The organism is Alteribacillus sp. JSM 102045, assembly GCF_041949975.1.
In the GTDB taxonomy this organism is placed as follows: domain Bacteria; phylum Bacillota; class Bacilli; order Bacillales; family Marinococcaceae; genus Alteribacillus.
The window spans coordinates 20,710-38,293 of the sequence record NZ_JBHFQG010000016.1 but is presented as its reverse complement, the minus strand read 5'-3'; the positions used below and the strand labels follow the sequence as shown (position 1 = coordinate 38,293).

The 17,584-nt window shown below is 42.2% G+C and carries 17 protein-coding genes; 16 read left to right on the top strand and 1 reads right to left on the bottom strand.

Annotation, left to right across the window (positions count from 1 at the left end; all coding sequences use genetic code 11):
* Positions 1-27 precede the first annotated feature (27 nt).
* A complete protein-coding gene (locus ACE1TI_RS12025; RefSeq protein WP_375007812.1) occupies positions 28-285 on the top strand; it encodes an HPr family phosphocarrier protein in 258 nt (85 codons plus the stop codon).
* A gap of 41 nt (positions 286-326) precedes the next feature.
* Here ACE1TI_RS12025 and clpP read toward each other — a convergent pair whose 3' ends face one another.
* Entirely contained in the window at positions 327-905 is a 579-nt protein-coding gene (gene clpP / locus ACE1TI_RS12020) for an ATP-dependent Clp endopeptidase proteolytic subunit ClpP (protein ID WP_375007811.1), read from the bottom strand.
* A 333-nt stretch (positions 906-1,238) separates the two neighbouring features.
* Between clpP and ACE1TI_RS12015 the strand changes: the two genes are divergently transcribed.
* The 15 genes from ACE1TI_RS12015 to rnr all read left to right on the top strand — a co-directional run bounded on the left by ACE1TI_RS12015 (position 1,239) and on the right by rnr (position 17,575).
* Positions 1,239-1,484 (top strand): amphi-Trp domain-containing protein, encoded by a 246-nt coding sequence (locus ACE1TI_RS12015; RefSeq protein ID WP_375007810.1) that lies wholly within the window; start codon positions 1,239-1,241, stop codon positions 1,482-1,484.
* 135 nt (positions 1,485-1,619) lie between these two features.
* Positions 1,620-2,975, top strand: a complete 1,356-nt coding sequence (rpoN, locus tag ACE1TI_RS12010; protein WP_375007809.1) for an RNA polymerase factor sigma-54 — start codon at positions 1,620-1,622, stop codon at positions 2,973-2,975.
* 381 nt (positions 2,976-3,356) lie between these two features.
* A complete protein-coding gene (locus ACE1TI_RS12005; RefSeq protein ID WP_375007808.1) occupies positions 3,357-4,376 on the top strand; it encodes a sugar-binding transcriptional regulator in 1,020 nt (339 codons plus the stop codon).
* Between the two features lie 120 nt (positions 4,377-4,496).
* On the top strand, positions 4,497-5,501 hold the full coding sequence (gene gap / locus ACE1TI_RS12000; RefSeq protein ID WP_375007807.1) for a type I glyceraldehyde-3-phosphate dehydrogenase: 1,005 nt from the start codon (positions 4,497-4,499) through the stop codon (positions 5,499-5,501).
* Positions 5,502-5,706: 205 nt separating this feature from the next.
* On the top strand, positions 5,707-6,891 hold the full coding sequence (locus ACE1TI_RS11995) for a phosphoglycerate kinase (protein ID WP_375007806.1): 1,185 nt from the start codon (positions 5,707-5,709) through the stop codon (positions 6,889-6,891).
* 38 nt (positions 6,892-6,929) lie between these two features.
* Positions 6,930-7,691, top strand: coding sequence for a triose-phosphate isomerase (gene tpiA, locus ACE1TI_RS11990; RefSeq protein ID WP_375007805.1), 762 nt, complete (start codon positions 6,930-6,932; stop codon positions 7,689-7,691).
* On the top strand, positions 7,684-9,216 hold the full coding sequence (gpmI, locus tag ACE1TI_RS11985; protein ID WP_375007804.1) for a 2,3-bisphosphoglycerate-independent phosphoglycerate mutase: 1,533 nt from the start codon (positions 7,684-7,686) through the stop codon (positions 9,214-9,216). The genes tpiA and gpmI overlap by 8 nt, the downstream gene beginning before the upstream one ends.
* A 19-nt stretch (positions 9,217-9,235) precedes the next feature.
* Positions 9,236-10,519 carry a phosphopyruvate hydratase gene (eno, locus tag ACE1TI_RS11980; protein ID WP_375007803.1) on the top strand — a complete coding sequence of 428 codons (1,284 nt, stop codon included), beginning with the start codon at positions 9,236-9,238 and terminating at the stop codon, positions 10,517-10,519.
* 152 nt (positions 10,520-10,671) lie between these two features.
* Entirely contained in the window at positions 10,672-10,902 is a 231-nt protein-coding gene (gene secG / locus ACE1TI_RS11975; protein ID WP_375007802.1) for a preprotein translocase subunit SecG, read from the top strand.
* Positions 10,903-11,057: 155 nt separating this feature from the next.
* Positions 11,058-11,828 carry an IclR family transcriptional regulator gene (locus tag ACE1TI_RS11970; protein WP_375007856.1) on the top strand — a complete coding sequence of 257 codons (771 nt, stop codon included), beginning with the start codon at positions 11,058-11,060 and terminating at the stop codon, positions 11,826-11,828.
* 18 nt (positions 11,829-11,846) lie between these two features.
* Entirely contained in the window at positions 11,847-12,830 is a 984-nt protein-coding gene (locus tag ACE1TI_RS11965; protein WP_375007801.1) for a sugar kinase, read from the top strand.
* Entirely contained in the window at positions 12,830-13,468 is a 639-nt protein-coding gene (locus ACE1TI_RS11960) for a bifunctional 4-hydroxy-2-oxoglutarate aldolase/2-dehydro-3-deoxy-phosphogluconate aldolase (protein ID WP_375007800.1), read from the top strand. The genes ACE1TI_RS11965 and ACE1TI_RS11960 overlap by 1 nt, the downstream gene beginning before the upstream one ends.
* 211 nt (positions 13,469-13,679) lie before the next feature.
* Positions 13,680-14,321: an alpha/beta hydrolase gene (locus ACE1TI_RS11955; RefSeq protein WP_375007799.1), complete on the top strand. Its 642-nt coding sequence runs from the start codon at positions 13,680-13,682 to the stop codon at positions 14,319-14,321.
* Between the two features lie 115 nt (positions 14,322-14,436).
* Positions 14,437-15,192, top strand: coding sequence for an alpha/beta hydrolase (locus ACE1TI_RS11950; protein ID WP_375007798.1), 756 nt, complete (start codon positions 14,437-14,439; stop codon positions 15,190-15,192).
* A gap of 49 nt (positions 15,193-15,241) precedes the next feature.
* Positions 15,242-17,575: a ribonuclease R gene (gene rnr / locus ACE1TI_RS11945; RefSeq protein ID WP_375007797.1), complete on the top strand. Its 2,334-nt coding sequence runs from the start codon at positions 15,242-15,244 to the stop codon at positions 17,573-17,575.
* Positions 17,576-17,584: the final 9 nt, after the last annotated feature.

Genomic DNA, 17,584 nt, shown 5'->3' with positions numbered 1-17,584 from the left:
TGATAATCTTGGATGGAGGAGATGTGAGTGGTAGAAAAAACGGCTGAAGTAAAATTGAAAACAGGATTGCAAGCAAGACCCGCAGCATTATTCGTACAGGAAGCTAACCGCTTTCAATCGGATATCTTTCTAGAAAGAGATGAGAAGAAAGTGAACGCCAAAAGTATTATGGGCGTCATGAGCCTTGCTGTTCGAACGGGCGGCAAGATTCAAATCATTACCGATGGTACGGATGAAGAAGAAGCAATGCAGGCACTCATTGAATTTGTAGAAAAAGAAGAATAAAAAAGCTCCGGCCCTTTTAAGAGGTGCCGGAGCTTTTTTGTTTACTTATACAGTACTTCGTCAATCAAGCCATATTTTTTAGAGTCTTCGGCTGACATGAAGTTGTCGCGGTCCGTATCTTTTTCAATCACTTCAAGTGGCTGGCCAGTACGCTCTGCAAGAATTTTGTTGAGCTTTTCGCGCATTTCAAGGATGCGGCGGGCATGAATTTCAATATCGGCTGCCTGCCCTTGTGTTCCGCCGAGCGGCTGGTGAATCATGACCTCACTGTTTGGAAGAGCAAAACGTTTGCCAGGTTCGCCGGCAGTGAGCAAAAACGCGCCCATTGATGCAGCCATACCGACACAGATGGTGGATACTTGGGGTTTGATGTGCTGCATCGTATCGTAGATTGCCATTCCGGCAGTAATGGAACCACCCGGGCTGTTAATGTAAAGAGAGATATCTTTTTCAGGATCATCCGCAGCAAGGAAAAGAAGCTGTGCTACTACGGAATTGGCGATATTATCATCAATTCCTGAACCCAGCATAATTATGCGGTCTTTCAATAGACGGGAATAAATGTCATAGGCGCGTTCCCCGCGGTTAGTTTGTTCAATTACTGTAGGTATTAGATTCATGTTTATACATCCTCCTATCATATAATACATCCAGCGCTTATCATTGCTGTTGAATCCATGATAACTTAATGGTCAATAATGGTCAAATGATAAGACAGTCCGCTAAGATTAATATGTAAAACCTGGCTGTACTGTTCACCATTATACAGAAAAGATCAGTATATTCCCACCAAACTGATCTTCTCCTGTATTTCGATAAAAATATGATAAACCCTGCATGTATCTTATCCTTTTTTTCTTTATTTCAAACCAAATCCTCTCAACCTTTTTCATTCATTCAAAAGTAAGATATAATAGAAGCAATACTATGATTAACAGAGGGGGAAGAGTGTTATGTTTGGTCAGGAACGCCTTGGAGAAGATATTCGGTTCGAAAAAGAAAACCGGTCTACATTAGAAGAAGCAGCTCTACATTTAGAAGAGATAGCAGCCTCTTTAAGAAAACAAGGAAAAACGACCGTGGAGAATGGAAAGGAGCAAATCACCTTATCTCCTTCTAAAGACGTGCGAGTTTCCTTAGAGTATGTGAAAAAAGGAAAACATCATAAAACTGGATTTTATTTAGAATGGAAAGATTAAATATTTCATTAAATAAATATAATAAATTTTTTGATTTTTCTGTCTTAAATAAAAGTTCAGAGGAAAAAGTACGTGCCGTATATCATATGATATAATAAATATAGAAACCGCTTACAAACGAGAGGAGGAAGCGGCGTGAATCTGGAAATGGGACTGTTTCAACAGCAGACAATGAAGCTTGTTATGACGCAAGAATTACGCCAGGCGATCTCCTTACTGCAGTTTTCTACCCTTGAACTGTCCGAATATTTAGAAGAACAGGCGTTAGAAAACCCAATGATGGAAATTGAAGAACGGAATACTGATTTAAAAGATGAACCTGTATATAATATGCCGGTAATGTGGAATGACGAGCCTTCTGAGATACAAGAGAAAGAAGATCAGGAAATGTCTTCGCCTTTTGATCGAATTAAAGATGACAGAGAAAGGATTTCCGATTATTTAATTCAACAAATCCGCTTTTTGCCAGGCGATGATGATGAAAAAAGAGTGTTAAAACACTTAGCCAGAAACGTTAGTGACAGCGGCTATTTAGAAGGGACATATGAAGAAACAGCTGCTTTGTTTGCTGTTTCGGAGGAACAGTACGAAGCGTGCGTTTCAAAACTGCAAAGCCTAGAACCATCGGGTATTGGAGCTCGCTCATTAAAAGAATGCCTGCTGCTGCAGCTGCAGCGCCAGACTTCAAGAAATCCTTTTGCTGAAACAATCGTAAATGATCATTTGGAAGAGCTGGCCGCCAGAAAATGGAAGAAGATCGCCAAATGTCTTGGCACCTCTTTAGAAGAGGTCCAGCAAGTGTATGATGATGTACAGCGGCTTGATCCACACCCAGGAGCAAGTTTTGGCGGAGGAGACCATCCCGGTCATTTGCTGCCTGATGTTTATGTGGAAAGAGACGGAGAAGACTTCATCGTCCGCTTAAATAATGATGGTCTGCCTAAAATTAGAATGAACCGTCAGTACCGCCACCTTCTTGAAAACAAGGAAGAAGGGGAAGCTGCAGAGTACGCGCAGAAAAAATATAAGCAGCTTGTCTGGCTGCTGAAAAGTATTGACCAGCGTCAACAGACCATTCGAAACATAACAGAAGCGATCGTCCGATTTCAGCATGATTTTTTCAAAAAAGGTCCTTCAGCTATCAAACCCCTTACCTTAAAGGATGTAGCGGAAGCTGCAGATGTTCATGAATCAACTGTGTCGAGGACGACAAATCAGAAATACGTTCAAACGCCTCACGGGTTGTTTGAGTTAAAATACTTTTTCTCAGCGGGGATGAATAACAGCACAGGCGAACAGACTTCAACTTTTGTTATAAAATCGATGATAAAAGAGTTGGTCGTACAAGAAAACAAACAAAAACCTTTGTCTGATCAAAAAATAGCAGAATTTATAAAAGAGGAACACGACATTGCTATATCACGCCGGGCTATAGCAAAATACAGAGGAGAATTGAATATACCTTCATCTTCTAAGAGAAAACGGTATTAACAAAAAGAGGCTGCTTCTAAAAGGAGGCAGCCCTTTTCCTGTTTATTACAAACATCGACTTGCCGCCAAAGATGGGTGCTGTGGCGGAACCATACTTTGTTGCGTTGCATAAAATAGAAAATATGATCGATCTGTAAAAAGGCTGAATCTATGTTAATTGCAGCGAAAAAGGAATCTCCAGCCGCCTTTCCTTTGAACTTTCTAATGTTTAGAAATATAAATACAGGGGCAATATAAAAAATAGATTGTTGCGAACCCAAACATTTATTGTTATGATAAAACAGGAAATTGAAACAAACCTTTTTTTATACCGATGGTGGGACTTAAAATGTCACAGTGGGACAAAAAACGACCCGGTCGAAATTCTGGTGATGGATACATATGAGAAATTTGATTGAATTACAAAAGAAGTTGCAGCCGGACATCCTGGAAGCAATGGAAAAACGTTATCAGATTTTACAATATCTCCGCTTAAAGCAGCCTGTTGGCAGACGGACACTGGCTGGCAGTCTTGACGTTTCTGAACGCGTTCTTCGTGGAGAGGTTATGTTTCTAAAAGAGCAGGGCCTTGTCTATATTGGAAGCGGAGGAATGACGTTAACAGAAGAAGGGGAAGATCTTCTTGAAGGGCTCGAAGAAGTAATGAAATCTGTGTCAGGGCTGACAGATATGGAAGAACGTCTTGCCCGTACGCTCCGTGTCAGTCGAACAATTATTGTATCCGGGAATAGCGATCGTTATTCATGGGTAAAAAAAGAAATGGGAAGAGCATGCGTTCAGCAAATGAAAGAAAAGCTTGCTTCTAAAGATATTGTAGCTGTGGCAGGTGGAACTACACTTGCAGCAGTAGCCGATATGATGACACCAGATTCGAACTTAGATGAAGTGTCATTTGTTCCTGCTCGCGGCGGTTTGGGTGAGAAAGTGGAAATTCAATCGAATACCATCAGTTCGACGATGGCCATGAAAGCCCGCGGGAAGTATAGATTATTGCATGTGCCGGATCAATTAAGTGATGAAACAAGAGAATCATTAATTCTGGAACCCGGCATTAAGGAACTTCTTAAGATAATCCGACAGGCAAAAATGGTCGTCCATGGTGTTGGAGAAGCAGAAACAATGGCTGCAAGAAGGGAAACTAAAGCAGAAACATTAGGATCCTTAAAAAATAAAGAAGCTGTGGCGGAAGCGTTTGGTTATTATTTTGACCGAACAGGCAAAATTGTTCATAAGGAAAAAACAATTGGCCTACAGCTAGATGATCTAACAAGTGAACAGATTGTAATAACAGTAGCTGGCGGAGCCTCCAAAGCAGAAGCCATCACCGCTTATATGAAGTATCGTCCAAGTGACGTTCTAATCACAGATGAAGGGGCAGCTCAAGCAATATTGAATCTATAAAAAATGCCCTGGATAAACATTGGCAAAACCCTGCAGTAGAGACCGTTTTTTGGACGGGATCCCTGCCGGTTTTTATATAAGTATTAAAGCATTATTTTACTTCAAGGAGGAAATTTTCTTATGGCAACTAAAATTGGTATCAATGGTTTTGGAAGAATCGGTCGTGTTGTATTCCGTGCTGCTTTGAAAAATGACGATGTTGAGGTAGTAGCAATCAACGATTTAACAGACGCTGAAATGCTTGCTCACTTGTTGAAGTATGATTCTGTACATGGCAAACTTGAAGAGGAAGTTTCTGTTAATGGAGAAAACTTAGTAGTAGGCGGAAAAGAAATCCGTGTAACAGCTGAAAGAAACCCTGCTGACATTGGCTGGGGAGACGCTGGCGTTGAACTTGTAGTAGAATCCACTGGCCGCTTTGTACAACGTGACGACGCTGCAAAGCACTTAGAAGCAGGAGCAAAGAAAGTTATTATTTCTGCACCTGGTAAAGACGTTGATGCTACATTTGTTATGGGCGTTAACGAAAACACGTATGACCCATCCAAGCATGACATTGTATCTAATGCTTCTTGTACGACAAACTGCCTCGCTCCTTACGCTAAAGTCTTAAACGATAAGTTTGGTTTGAAGCGCGGTATGATGACTACTGTTCACTCTTACACAAACGATCAGCAAATTCTTGACCTTCCGCATAAAGACTACCGCCGTGCACGTGCTGCAGCAGAAAACATCATCCCTACTTCCACAGGGGCTGCAAAAGCAGTTGCACTTGTGCTTCCTGAACTGGAAGGCAAACTGAACGGAGGAGCAATGCGTGTTCCAACTCCAAACGTTTCACTTGTTGACCTTGTGGCAGAGCTTGAGGAAAACGTAACTGCAGATGATGTGAATAATGCATTAAAAGAAGCGGCAGAAGGCGAACTTAAAGGTATTCTTGGCTACAGCGAAGAGCCTCTCGTTTCTGGCGACTACAACGGTAATGCTAACTCTTCCACAATCGATGCCCTTTCCACCATGGTAATGGAAGATAATATGGTTAAAGTAATTTCCTGGTATGACAACGAGTTTGGATATTCTAATCGTGTTGTAGACCTTGCCGCATATATGGCAAAACAACAATAATAAACACTTATCAGGAAATAGAGATAAAAAGGGGAGAAGGAAGTTATTTTTCTTACTCCCCTTTTTAATGAAAAGACCGTACTGGCTTGTTTTATTAAGATATTTGACAATTTCAAAAACATACAGCGGAAGAAAGTGTTTGTACACTTTGTAATGGGAAACGATATAATGGAGCTGCGGAAAAGGAAAGGGAGGTTCATCATCAATGAATAAAAAATCTATTCGTGACGTGGATTTAAAAGGGAAGACAGTATTTTGCCGGGTTGATTTTAACGTACCAATGAGTGATGGAAAAGTAACGGATGACACTCGTATTCGAGCGGCCCTTCCAACCATTGAGTATATGATCGATCAAGGAGCTAAGATCATTCTGGGAAGCCACCTTGGCCGCCCAAAAGGAGAAGCTTCCAATGAACTTCGCCTTGGTCCGGTTGCAGTGCGCCTTGGTGAACTGCTGCACAAAGACGTAAAAAAAGTAGATGAAGTATTTGGAGAAGAAGCTAAACATGAAGCAGCACACCTGGCAGAAGGGGAAGTCATCTTATTAGAGAACCTTCGCTTTGAACCTGGAGAAGAAAAAAATGATGAAGAATTATCCAAAAACATCGCTTCTTTAGCTGACTTTTATGTAAACGATGCGTTTGGTGCAGCTCATCGTGCTCATGCTTCTACAGAAGGAGTAGCTCGTTATCTTCCTTCTGCTGCCGGCCTGTTAATGGAAAAAGAGCTCGAAGTTCTAGGCAATGCTCTGTCAGACCCAGAGCGTCCGTTTACTGCTATTATCGGCGGCGCAAAAGTAAAAGATAAAATCGGTGTGATTGATAATCTGCTTGATAAAGTCGATAACCTAATTATCGGCGGCGGGTTAGCTTATACGTTTGTAAAGGCAAAAGGCTATGAAATCGGCAAATCTCTTTTAGAAGAAGATAAAATTGATCTCGCCAAAGATTTTATGAAAAAAGCAGAAGACAAAGGCGTCAATTTTTATATGCCGCTTGATGTGAAAGTGGCAGATGACTTTGGAAATGATGCGAACACCAAAGTAGTAAACATTGATAATATCCCAGCTAATTGGGAAGCTCTTGATATTGGTCCGAAAACGATGGATGCATATAAAGATGTAATTAATACATCCAAACTAGTTATTTGGAACGGACCGATGGGCGTGTTTGAACTAGAAGCATTCGCAAATGGAACAAAAGCGATCGGAGAAGCTCTGGCTAACGCTTCTGAAACATATTCTGTTATTGGCGGAGGAGATTCCGCAGCAGCTGTTGAAAAATTCGGCTTTGCAGAGAAAATGAGCCATATTTCTACCGGCGGTGGTGCATCGCTTGAATTTATGGAAGGAAAAGTTCTTCCTGGAGTAGCCGCACTGGACGAAAAATAGCGAGAGTTAGCATATAAAAGGTTGAGGTGAGAAGACTGATGAGAAAACCAATTATTGCAGGAAACTGGAAAATGAATAAAACACACGGGGAAGCTGTTTCTTTTATGGAAGAAATAAAAGGAAAAACTCCAGCTAAAAACGAAGTAGAAACAGTCGTTTGTGCTCCGGCATTATTTTTAAAAGAAATGAATGACAAAGCCAAAGGAAGCGAGGCAGAAGTTGGCGCGCAAACCATGCATTTTGAAGAAAACGGGGCGTTCACCGGAGAAATCAGTCCAGCTGCTCTTGCAGATTTAGGCATCAAGTACTCGATCATCGGACATTCCGAACGCCGGGAAATGTTTAACGAAACGGACGAGTCGGTTAACCAAAAGCTTCATGCTGCATTTAATCACGGCATCACTCCAATTATGTGCTGCGGCGAAACGTTAGAAGAGCGGGAAAGCAATAAAACAGAGCAAGTGGTTCGTACCCAAGTAGAAAAAGGTTTTCAAGGATTAAGTAGAGAGCAGGCGAAGCAAGTAGTTATAGCTTATGAGCCAATCTGGGCAATCGGAACTGGAAAATCCTCTTCAGCAGAAGATGCGAATGAAACATGCGGTACCGTGCGTAAAGTTTTAGCAGAGCTGTACGATGAAGAAACAGCAGAAGCCGTTCGGATTCAATATGGCGGTAGTGTTAAGCCGGAAAACATTGATGGATATATGGCTCAAGAACACATTGACGGTGCTCTTGTCGGCGGAGCAAGCTTAAAACCAGACGCTTTTCTGCAGCTGGCGGAGGCTGGAAAAAATGAGTAAGTCGCCTGTTGCATTAATTATTCTGGACGGCTACGCTCTAAGGGATGAACAAAAAGGAAATGCCGTGACCCAAGCTGATACCCCTAACTTCGACCGTTACTGGGATAAATATCCACACACTACGCTGCAAGCATGCGGCGAAGCGGTCGGGCTTCCAGAAGGCCAGATGGGCAACTCGGAAGTAGGGCATTTAAACATTGGTGCCGGCCGCGTTGTTTATCAAAGTCTTACGCGCATAAATAAAGGAATTGAAGAAGGGACATTCCGTGAAAATAAGGCTCTTATCGGAGCTTGCGAACACGTAAAGGAAAACGACAGCAGCCTGCATGTTTATGGACTTCTCTCTGATGGCGGCGTACACAGTCACATTAAGCATTTGTTTGCACTGCTTGATTTGGCACAAGAAAAAGGAATCGAGAAAGTATACGTACATGGCTTTTTAGATGGAAGAGATGTAGGGCCTACAACGGCGAAAACTTACATCGAAGAGCTGGAAAATAAAATGAAGGAAAGCGGAACAGGCCGCCTGGCAACTTTGCACGGACGCTATTACTCCATGGACCGCGATCGCCGCTGGGAGCGTCTGGAGAAATCTTACCGGGCGATGGTATATGGAGAAGGACCTTCCTTTAACAGCCCGGAGGAAGCCATAGAACACTCTTATAATGAAGAAGTGTGGGATGAATTCTTAGTCCCTGCTGTATTAAAAGATGAAGCGGGCGAACCGGTAGCAACGATTAAAGATAATGACGCCGTCGTTTTCTTTAACTTCCGCCCCGACCGTGCTATTCAGCTTTCTGAAGTATTTACCAATAAGGAATTCAGCGGTTTTGAAGTAGGAGATCGTTTTCCTGAAAATCTTCATTACGTCACGATGACTGCCTACAGTGATACTGTGCAGGCGGAAGTCGCATACCCGCCCCAGGAATTAGTTAACACCATGGGAGAAACGGTTTTTAAGGCCGGCCTGAAACAGCTTCGAATTGCTGAAACCGAAAAGTACCCTCATGTGACGTTTTTCTTCAGCGGCGGACAGGAACAGGAATACGAAGGAGAGCAGCGGATTTTGATCGACTCTCCGAAAGTCGCTACGTATGATCTGAAGCCTGAAATGAGTGCATATGAAGTGACAGAGGAACTTGTTAAAGAAATTGAGGCAGAAAATCATGATTTTATCGTCTTGAATTTTGCCAATCCAGATATGGTTGGCCATTCCGGTAAACTGGATGCTACCATTCAGGCAGTAGAAGCTGTTGATGAATGTTTAGGAAAAGTCGTAGATACTCTCCATGAAAAAGGCGGACATGCTATCATTACAGCAGATCATGGTAATGCAGATGAAGTAGTAACAATGGATGATGAACCGATGACGGCTCACACGACAAATCCGGTTCCCGTCATCGTGACCAAAGAGGACGCAGTTCTTCGAGAAGGCGGCATTCTGGCTGATCTTTCTCCAACCGCGATTGATCTTCTTCAAATTAAAAAACCAGCTGAAATGACAGGTACATCATTAATTAAATAGAGAAAAGGAGTTTTAACCTATGAGTATGATTACAGATGTTTACGGCCGTGAAGTCCTTGATTCCCGCGGCAACCCAACGGTAGAAGTAGAAGTATTTACAGAAACAGGAGCTTTCGGGCGTGCTCTCGTACCAAGCGGTGCCTCCACTGGTGAATACGAAGCCGTAGAGCTTCGCGACGGCGGCGACCGTTTTATGGGCAAAGGAGTACTGCAGGCAGTTGACCATGTTAATGAAGAAATTGCTCCAGATGTAGTGGGAATGGATGTTACAGATCAAACTGGCATTGACGAATTACTGCTTGATCTTGATGGCACAGATAACAAAGAAAAATTAGGTGCAAATGCTATTTTAGGTGTGTCCATGGCTGTCGCACACGCAGCAGCAAATGACCTTGGCATTCCGCTTTACGAATACTTGGGCGGATTTAATGCTAAAACACTTCCGGTGCCGATGATGAATATTTTAAACGGCGGCGAACATGCGGATAACAACGTAGATATTCAAGAATTTATGGTTATGCCGGTAGGAGCAGAAGACTTCCCGCAAGCGATTCGCATAGGGGCAGAAATTTTCCATAACCTTAAAAAGGTCTTAAAAGATAAAGGATACAATACAGCAGTAGGTGATGAGGGCGGGTTTGCTCCAAACCTGGGCTCCAATGAAGAAGCACTGCAAACCATTGTGGAAGCTATTGAAAAAGCCGGTTATAAACCTGGTGAAGAAGTACAGCTCGCTATGGATGCTGCTTCTTCTGAAGTGTACGAAGACGGTAAATACAACCTTAAAGGAGAAGGGGTTGTAAAAACCGCAGATGAAATGATCGATTTCTATAAAGATCTTTGTGAAAAATATCCAATCATTTCCATTGAAGACGGCTTGGATGAAAATGATTGGGAAGGCTGGAAGAAGCTGACTCAGGCTATTGGTGATAAAGTACAGCTTGTTGGCGATGATTTATTTGTTACAAACACCAATAAGCTTTCGCAAGGAATCGAGCAGGGTGTTGGCAATTCCATCCTTATCAAAGTAAACCAGATCGGTACACTTACGGAAACGTTTGATGCCATTGAAATGGCAAAACGTGCTGGCTATACAGCTGTTATTTCCCACCGTTCCGGAGAAACAGAAGACGCCACCATTGCAGACATCGCTGTCGCTGTAAATGCCGGGCAGATTAAAACGGGAGCACCATCACGTACAGACCGCGTAGCAAAATATAACCAGCTTATCCGAATCGCTGATGAGCTCGGTACGACTTCCGTTTATCCAGGAAAACAAGCTTTTTACAATGTTAACAAATAATACTTTTTCTTATTGCCGCAGCGTCCTTTAAAAGCCGCTGCGGTTTTTTAGATCACAAAAGGCAGGATCTCATTAATTGCCTTTGGTTATTGCCAATTCACATAGGGTGTGTTAGATTTACAATATGTGAAATGGACGTGGAGGTGTGATGTTTGGAAACCTTGCTGTATGTCTTGTTAATTATTGTTTCAATAGCGTTAATTACCGTTGTGTTGCTTCAATCCGGCCGCAGCGCAGGATTGTCCGGTGCTATTTCAGGTGGAGCCGAGCAATTAATGGGCAAACAAAAAGCTCGCGGTGTCGAAGCATTTCTTAGCAGAGCAACGGTCGTACTTGCAGTAATTTTCTTTATACTCACGTTACTGCTTGCTTACTTTTTATAAAAAAATACGAAACAAAAAAGCAGTGGGAGAGCGATTCCCGCTGCTTTTTTGTTTAAAAAACTAATAATTGACAGCTGCTTTAAAGAAACGGTATAGTAAGTGTAACATATATAGGAACGGTGTTCCTTAATTAGGAACGGAGGGAGGGGAGAACGATTTCTAATTATAAAACCATTCAATCTGTCGAGCGTACGCTGCAATGTATTGAACTGTTAAAAAATGCTAAGCAAGGCCTTGGTATTTCTGAACTTTCCAGACAGCTCGGCGTGGCCAAAAGCACCGTTCACCGAATTTTATCGACCCTTATGCAAAAAGGATATGTAAAACAAGACCCAGGGACGGAATTGTATACATTAGGTCTTACCTTTATTGAAGTAGGACAGCACGTATTAGAATCTCTCGACGTTCGTCAAGTGGCGTCTCCCTATTTACAAAAGCTTGTAGATCATACAGGAGAAACGGCCCACCTTGTTCTTTTTGAACAAGACCACGTAGCTTATATTGACAAAGTCGAAAGCCCCAAAACGATAAGAATGTACTCAAGCATAGGAAAAACTGCCCCGCTTCATTGTACCGGCGTCGGAAAAGCTGTGCTTGCCTTTTTACCTGAAGAGGAAACAGAAGAATTGCTGTCACGTATGAAATTAACATCTTATACAGAACATACCATCATTTCTATCAGCCAGCTGAAAGAACAATTACAAAAAATTAAACAACAAGGTTACTCTATCGATGATGAGGAACATGAAAAGGGCATTCGCTGCGCAGCAGCCCCGGTTTTTGATCATAATGGAAGACCTGCTGCAGGAATTAGTGTGTCCGGGCCGGAGATGAGACTATCTGATGAAAAGCTGAAGAAGTGCGCGGAATTGGTTGTCAAAGCCGGAGAAGACATTTCGAGTTTCCTTGGATATAAAAACGTTTAAAGTATGGAGGGAAAAATTGTGAGTTCAAATAAATTAGATGTTATCACATTTGGTGAAACCATGGTGCTGATGAATCCGGATCAAGCTCTTCCGCTTGATTACGCTACCTCTTTTCAAAAACAGATTGGTGGGGCAGAAGCTAATTTTTCCGTGGCGTTCAGCCGATTGGGCCATCGCTGCGGATGGATCAGTCAATTAGGTGATGATCCATTTGGGTATTACATACAGCGCACTGTAAGAGGAGAAGGGGTAGACACCTCTTGTGTTACTTTTATAGAGAATGCACCTACAGGCTTATTTTTTAAAGAAAGACGTTACGGTGATAAAATGAACGTTTATTATTACCGCCGTCATTCGGCAGCTAGTTTAATGTCCAAGAATATTTTGGATCAAGATTACCTTTCTTCAGCTAAATATTTATTTTTCTCTGGGATTACCCCTGCTTTAAGTGAATCATGTAAGGAGTTAACATTTGAAGCGGTGAGAATCGCAAAAAAACACGGGATGCCGATTATATTTGATACAAATATTCGTAAAAAGCTTTGGGGCAGTGAAGAGGAAATGCGCGAAGTGATCAATAACCTCGCAGCAGATGCTGACTATATTCTTCCAGGACAAGAAGAGGGAAAAGCTTTAATTGGAACAGACGATCCTGAAAAAATTGCAGCGTTTTATTTGGAGCAAAATCCAGAGGCTGCGGTTATTGTAAAGCTTGGTGCAAAGGGTTGTTATTATGCAGCCAAAGATAAAGACGGTTACGTGAAAGGGTACAAAGCAGAAAAAGTAATTGATCCTGTAGGAGCAGGGGATGGTTTTGCTGCCGGCTTTGTAAGCGGCCTCGTAAAAGGTCTTTCCCTGCCGGAATCTTTAAAAACCGCTAACCTTGTTGGAGCGATTACCGTACAAGCTGGCGGAGATATAGAAGGGTATCCGCGCGAAAAAGAATTGAAAGGTATGCTCGAAGCGTTTGAAAACCCCAACCAAGAGGAGGTTAACCGGTAATGAAAAAAAACGCAATGGAATCATTACAAAAATCGCCAGTCATCGCTGTGATAAGAAGGCCGCCGCAGGAAAAAATGCTACAAATTGCTGAAGCTTTGCTGGCAGGCGGCGTTAAGCATATGGAAATTACGATGGAAAAGCCAGAGTCAGCTGAATTAATTCAACAGGTTAAAGAAAAATTTGGCGATCAAGCACTGGTTGGAGCAGGTACAGTTTTAGATGAACCTTCTGCTGTTCGTGCCATTCATGCCGGTGCCGACTTTATTTTTTCCCCGAATTTGAATCTGGATGTTGTGAAAGCTGCAAAGCGTTATGGTGTTACTTCTATCCCAGGAGTTATGACACCTACAGAAGTAGTCACAGCGTATGAGGCTGGTGCAGATATCGTTAAAATTTTCCCAGCGGCCACCCTCGGATCTGCATATTTAAAAGAACTGAAAGGGCCGCTTCCGCATATTCCAATGATTCCGACCGGCGGAGTAAATGCAGCTAACATTCAGGAATTTATTGATAATGGTGCTTTAGCAGTTGGTGCAGGCGGTTCTTTAATAGACAAGCAAGCTATCGAAGAAGGAGATTTTGAAAAAGTTACTGAAAAAGCAAAAGAGCTGTTTTCAGGGCTGCGAAACAAAAAATAGAAATCTCAAATAATAACCCGGCTGTGGTGCTTTTCAACAAAGCATAGAAGCCGGGTTTTCTATGTTTTTATAGTGAGCAATCTACCTTATGTTTTGATATGATTAATTTTGGGCTTGCTTTCAAGTATTTGGGGTATATTGGTAAAGTAATGAATAAATAACGCTGACACAGAAGCGAATGAGAGCAGAGGAGAACTATGATAGGCTGTTTATGTTTACATGGATTTACTCGGTCGCCATGGGAATTAGAGCCGCTGGCGGAACGATTGAGAAACGAATATTTAAGTGGCTTGTATATACACCGGTACTTCCAGGCCATGATCAAAATGAAAATTTAAAGGAACCTTCTTATAAAGCATGGATTTATAAAGCTGATCTTGCGGCAAAAGAGTTGTTTTTATACTGTAACAAAGTATACGTCATTGGATTTTCCATGGGCGGCATGCTCGCAAGCTACATAGCAGCACGCTATTCAGTGTCGAGAGTCGTTCTGTTAGGCGCTGCTGCGCAATATATCGGACCTGGACAGCTCATGAAAGATATGGCCGTGATGCTTGAATCCAGCGTAAAAGGACAAATGAAAAAGCATCCGTGGTACCCGATTTTTAATGATAAAATTCATACGCCGATTCAGGCGGCTGTTGAATTTCGAAAAGGAGTAAAAGTGGTAATGCCTTTTTTAAAAGATATTAAAGTGCCTGTATTTATCGGCCAGGGCGTACAGGATGGCCTGGTACCGAGAAAAAGCGCAGAATTTTTACATGAAAACATTAAAACACCGGTGAAACAGCTTTATTTTTATAACAATCCAAGCATTTTCTTTGTCACGGAGAAAACAGTGCAAAAGTATTAGAAGACGTGGAAAGGTTTTTGCTTTCCGAATCACCGCCACAGGAAGTAGTATGGAAAAGTATTCATTGAAAAATAATAAAAGTGATAGGAACGAGAGAGAAAGGGGAATACGTATCATGAAGATTGTACCGCCAAAGCCATTTACATTTGAAGGAGGAAAACGTGCTGTTCTGCTGCTGCATGCATTTACCGGATCCTCTGCTGATGTGAGGATGTTAGGGCGTTATTTACAAAAAAGAGGATATACATGTCACGCTCCCATTTACAAAGGTCACGGTGTACCTCCGGAAGAACTGATGGAAACCGGTCCGTTTGATTGGTGGCAGGATGTGGAACGAGCCTGGCAAAAGCTGAAAAATGATGGGTATGAAGAAATCGCCGTTGCTGGTTTATCTTTAGGTGGTTTAATGACGCTTAAAGTCGCTTACACTTATCAAGTAAAAGGAATCATTCCAATGTGCGCTCCTATGACAATTACAGAAAATAAAGAGCGGCTCTATAATGGAGTTTTACAATACGCCAAAGAATACAAACAGCTGGAAAAGAAAGACGAGGAGGAAGTAGAAAAAGAAATGGAAGAGTTCAAAACGCTCCCGCTTGATACAATCACCTCGGTTAACGGTCTTATTGATGAAGTACGTGACTCATTAGATATGATTTATGCGCCAGCATTTATCGTCCAAGCGACACAGGATGAAATGGTAGAGCCAAAAAGTGCTCAAATTATTCATGATGAGATTTCTTCTGATGCGAAAGAATTGAAATGGTATGAAGAGTCCGGACACGTTATTACGATGGATAAAGAAAGAGAACAGCTGCAAGAGGATATCTACCAGTTTTTAGAACAGCTCGATTGGGAAACAGATAAGTAGGTTTTCAGCAAGAAATGATTCAATGACAAGATAATAGCAGTGAAAGGAGATGAAAAAGTTGGATCAAGAAAAAAGACAGCAATTGCTCCAGTATATGAAAGAAGAAGCAGTAAAGCCTATGTCCATTAGCGAAATTCAGGAAGAAATGGACATGGAAGGGGCAGAGGAAACAAAACAACTAATGAGAGCTCTCAACGAATTAGAAGAAGAGGGCGATATTGTCCGGACCCGAAGTAACCGTTACGGAATACCAGAAAAGATGAATTTATTAAAAGGGAAGGTGCAAAGCCACCAGCGCGGTTTTGCTTTTATCCTGCCCGAAAATAAAGACGAAGACGATGTGTTCGTTCCAGCTGGGGATTTAAATGGAGCGATGAATCGAGATACGGTACTTGTCCGTGTTCATCGAAAAACATCAGGGTCCAAACCAGAAGGAGCTATCGTCCGCATCTTAGAACGAGGCACCACAAAAATCGTTGGTACCTATGTCGATAACCGTTCTTACGGCTTTGTGGAAGTGGATGATAAACATATTAACAATGACATTTTTATCCCGCAGGATGCGGAAAATGGCGCTGTTGACGGACATAAAGTAGTCGTTGAAATAACTAAGTATCCAGAAGGACGTTTTAGTGCAGAAGGAAAAGTGGTCAATATCCTCGGGCACAAAAACGATCCTGGTGTTGATATTTTATCCATCATTCATAAACACGAACTTCCGGGGGATTTTCCTGAAGAAGCTATCAATCATGCACACAGCATTCCAGATCAAATTAATACTGAAGAAATCGCTAATCGCAGAGACTTACGTGAAGAAACCATTGTGACCATTGACGGAGCGGATGCAAAGGACTTAGATGATGCGGTTCAAGTAAAAAAGCAAGAGAACGGCAATTATCTTCTCGGTGTTTATATCGCCGATGTCAGCTATTATGTTGAAGAAGGTTCGCCTATTGATGAAGAAGCGCATGAACGTGGAACCAGTGTTTATTTAGTTGACCGTGTTATACCAATGATTCCCCACCGTCTTTCGAACGGGATCTGCAGTTTGAACCCAAAAGTGGATCGTTTAACCCTTTCATGTGAAATGGAGATTAACGAAAAAGGGGAAGTCGTTAACCACGATATATTTGAAAGCGTCATTCGAACGAATGAACGAATGACGTATACGGATGTTCGTTTGATTTTAGAAGAGAAAGATGAAGAAACACGCGAAAAATACAAAGAACTCGTTCCATTTTTTGAACAGATGGAAGAGCTTGCTGCTATTTTAAGAAAGAAGCGTTTCAGCCGCGGAGCGATTGATTTTGATTTTAAAGAAGCTAGTGTGAAAGTCGATGAAGACGGCAACCCTGAAGACGTGGTGCTCCTTGATCGTTCGGTAGCGGAGCGTCTTATTGAAGAATTTATGCTGGCAGCAAACGAAACAGTTGCCGAGCATTTTCACTGGATGAAGGTGCCCTTTGTATACCGTATTCACGAAGATCCCGATTCCGAAAAGCTAGAACGGTTTTTAGAGTTTGTTACGAACTTCGGCTATGTTGTCAAAGGTAGCGCCAATACCGTTCATCCTAGTGCTTTGCAAAAAGTACTCGATGAAGTGAAAGGGGAGCCGGAAGAGGCGGTAATTAATACCGTCTTGCTTCGTTCGATGCAGCAGGCAAAATACGATCCGGAAAACGTCGGCCACTTTGGGCTTGCATCTGATTTTTACACCCATTTCACATCCCCTATTCGACGTTACCCCGACTTGATCGTGCACCGATTAATTAGGGAGTATTTGGTTAAGAAAAATATGGATGGGAAAACACAGTCCGACTGGAAAGAAAAGCTTCCTGATATTACCCGGCATTCCTCTGAAATGGAACGCCGCGCGGTTGATGCTGAACGCGAAGTTGATGATTTGAAAAAAGCACAGTTCATGGAAGATAAGGTTGGAGAAGAATTCGTTGGGTTTATCAGCGGGGCCGCCAATTTCGGCTTATTTGTAGAACTGGAAAATACCATTGAAGGCATGGTCCACATCAGTTATCTGACCGATGACTATTACCATTTTGATGAAAAGCAGTATGCTTTAATTGGAGAGCGTACCGGCAACATTTTCAGAATTGGTGATGAGGTAGAAGTCCGGGTGATAAATGTAAACGTAGAAGAGCACGATATCGATTTTGAAATTGTCGGTATGAAAGGATCGAAAAAGCGGACACGGAAAGACCGCCCTAAAGTAATTGAAGGCGGAAAACGAGCGAGTGCGAAGAAAGGCAATAAAGAAAGCGCAAACGGTCCAAAAGCAAAAAAAGGGAGTCAAAAAGGCAAAAACAGAAACCGCCGTAATAAGCCGTTTTATGAAAATGTTCCTAAGAAAACGAGCAAGAAAAAATAATGGTAAAAA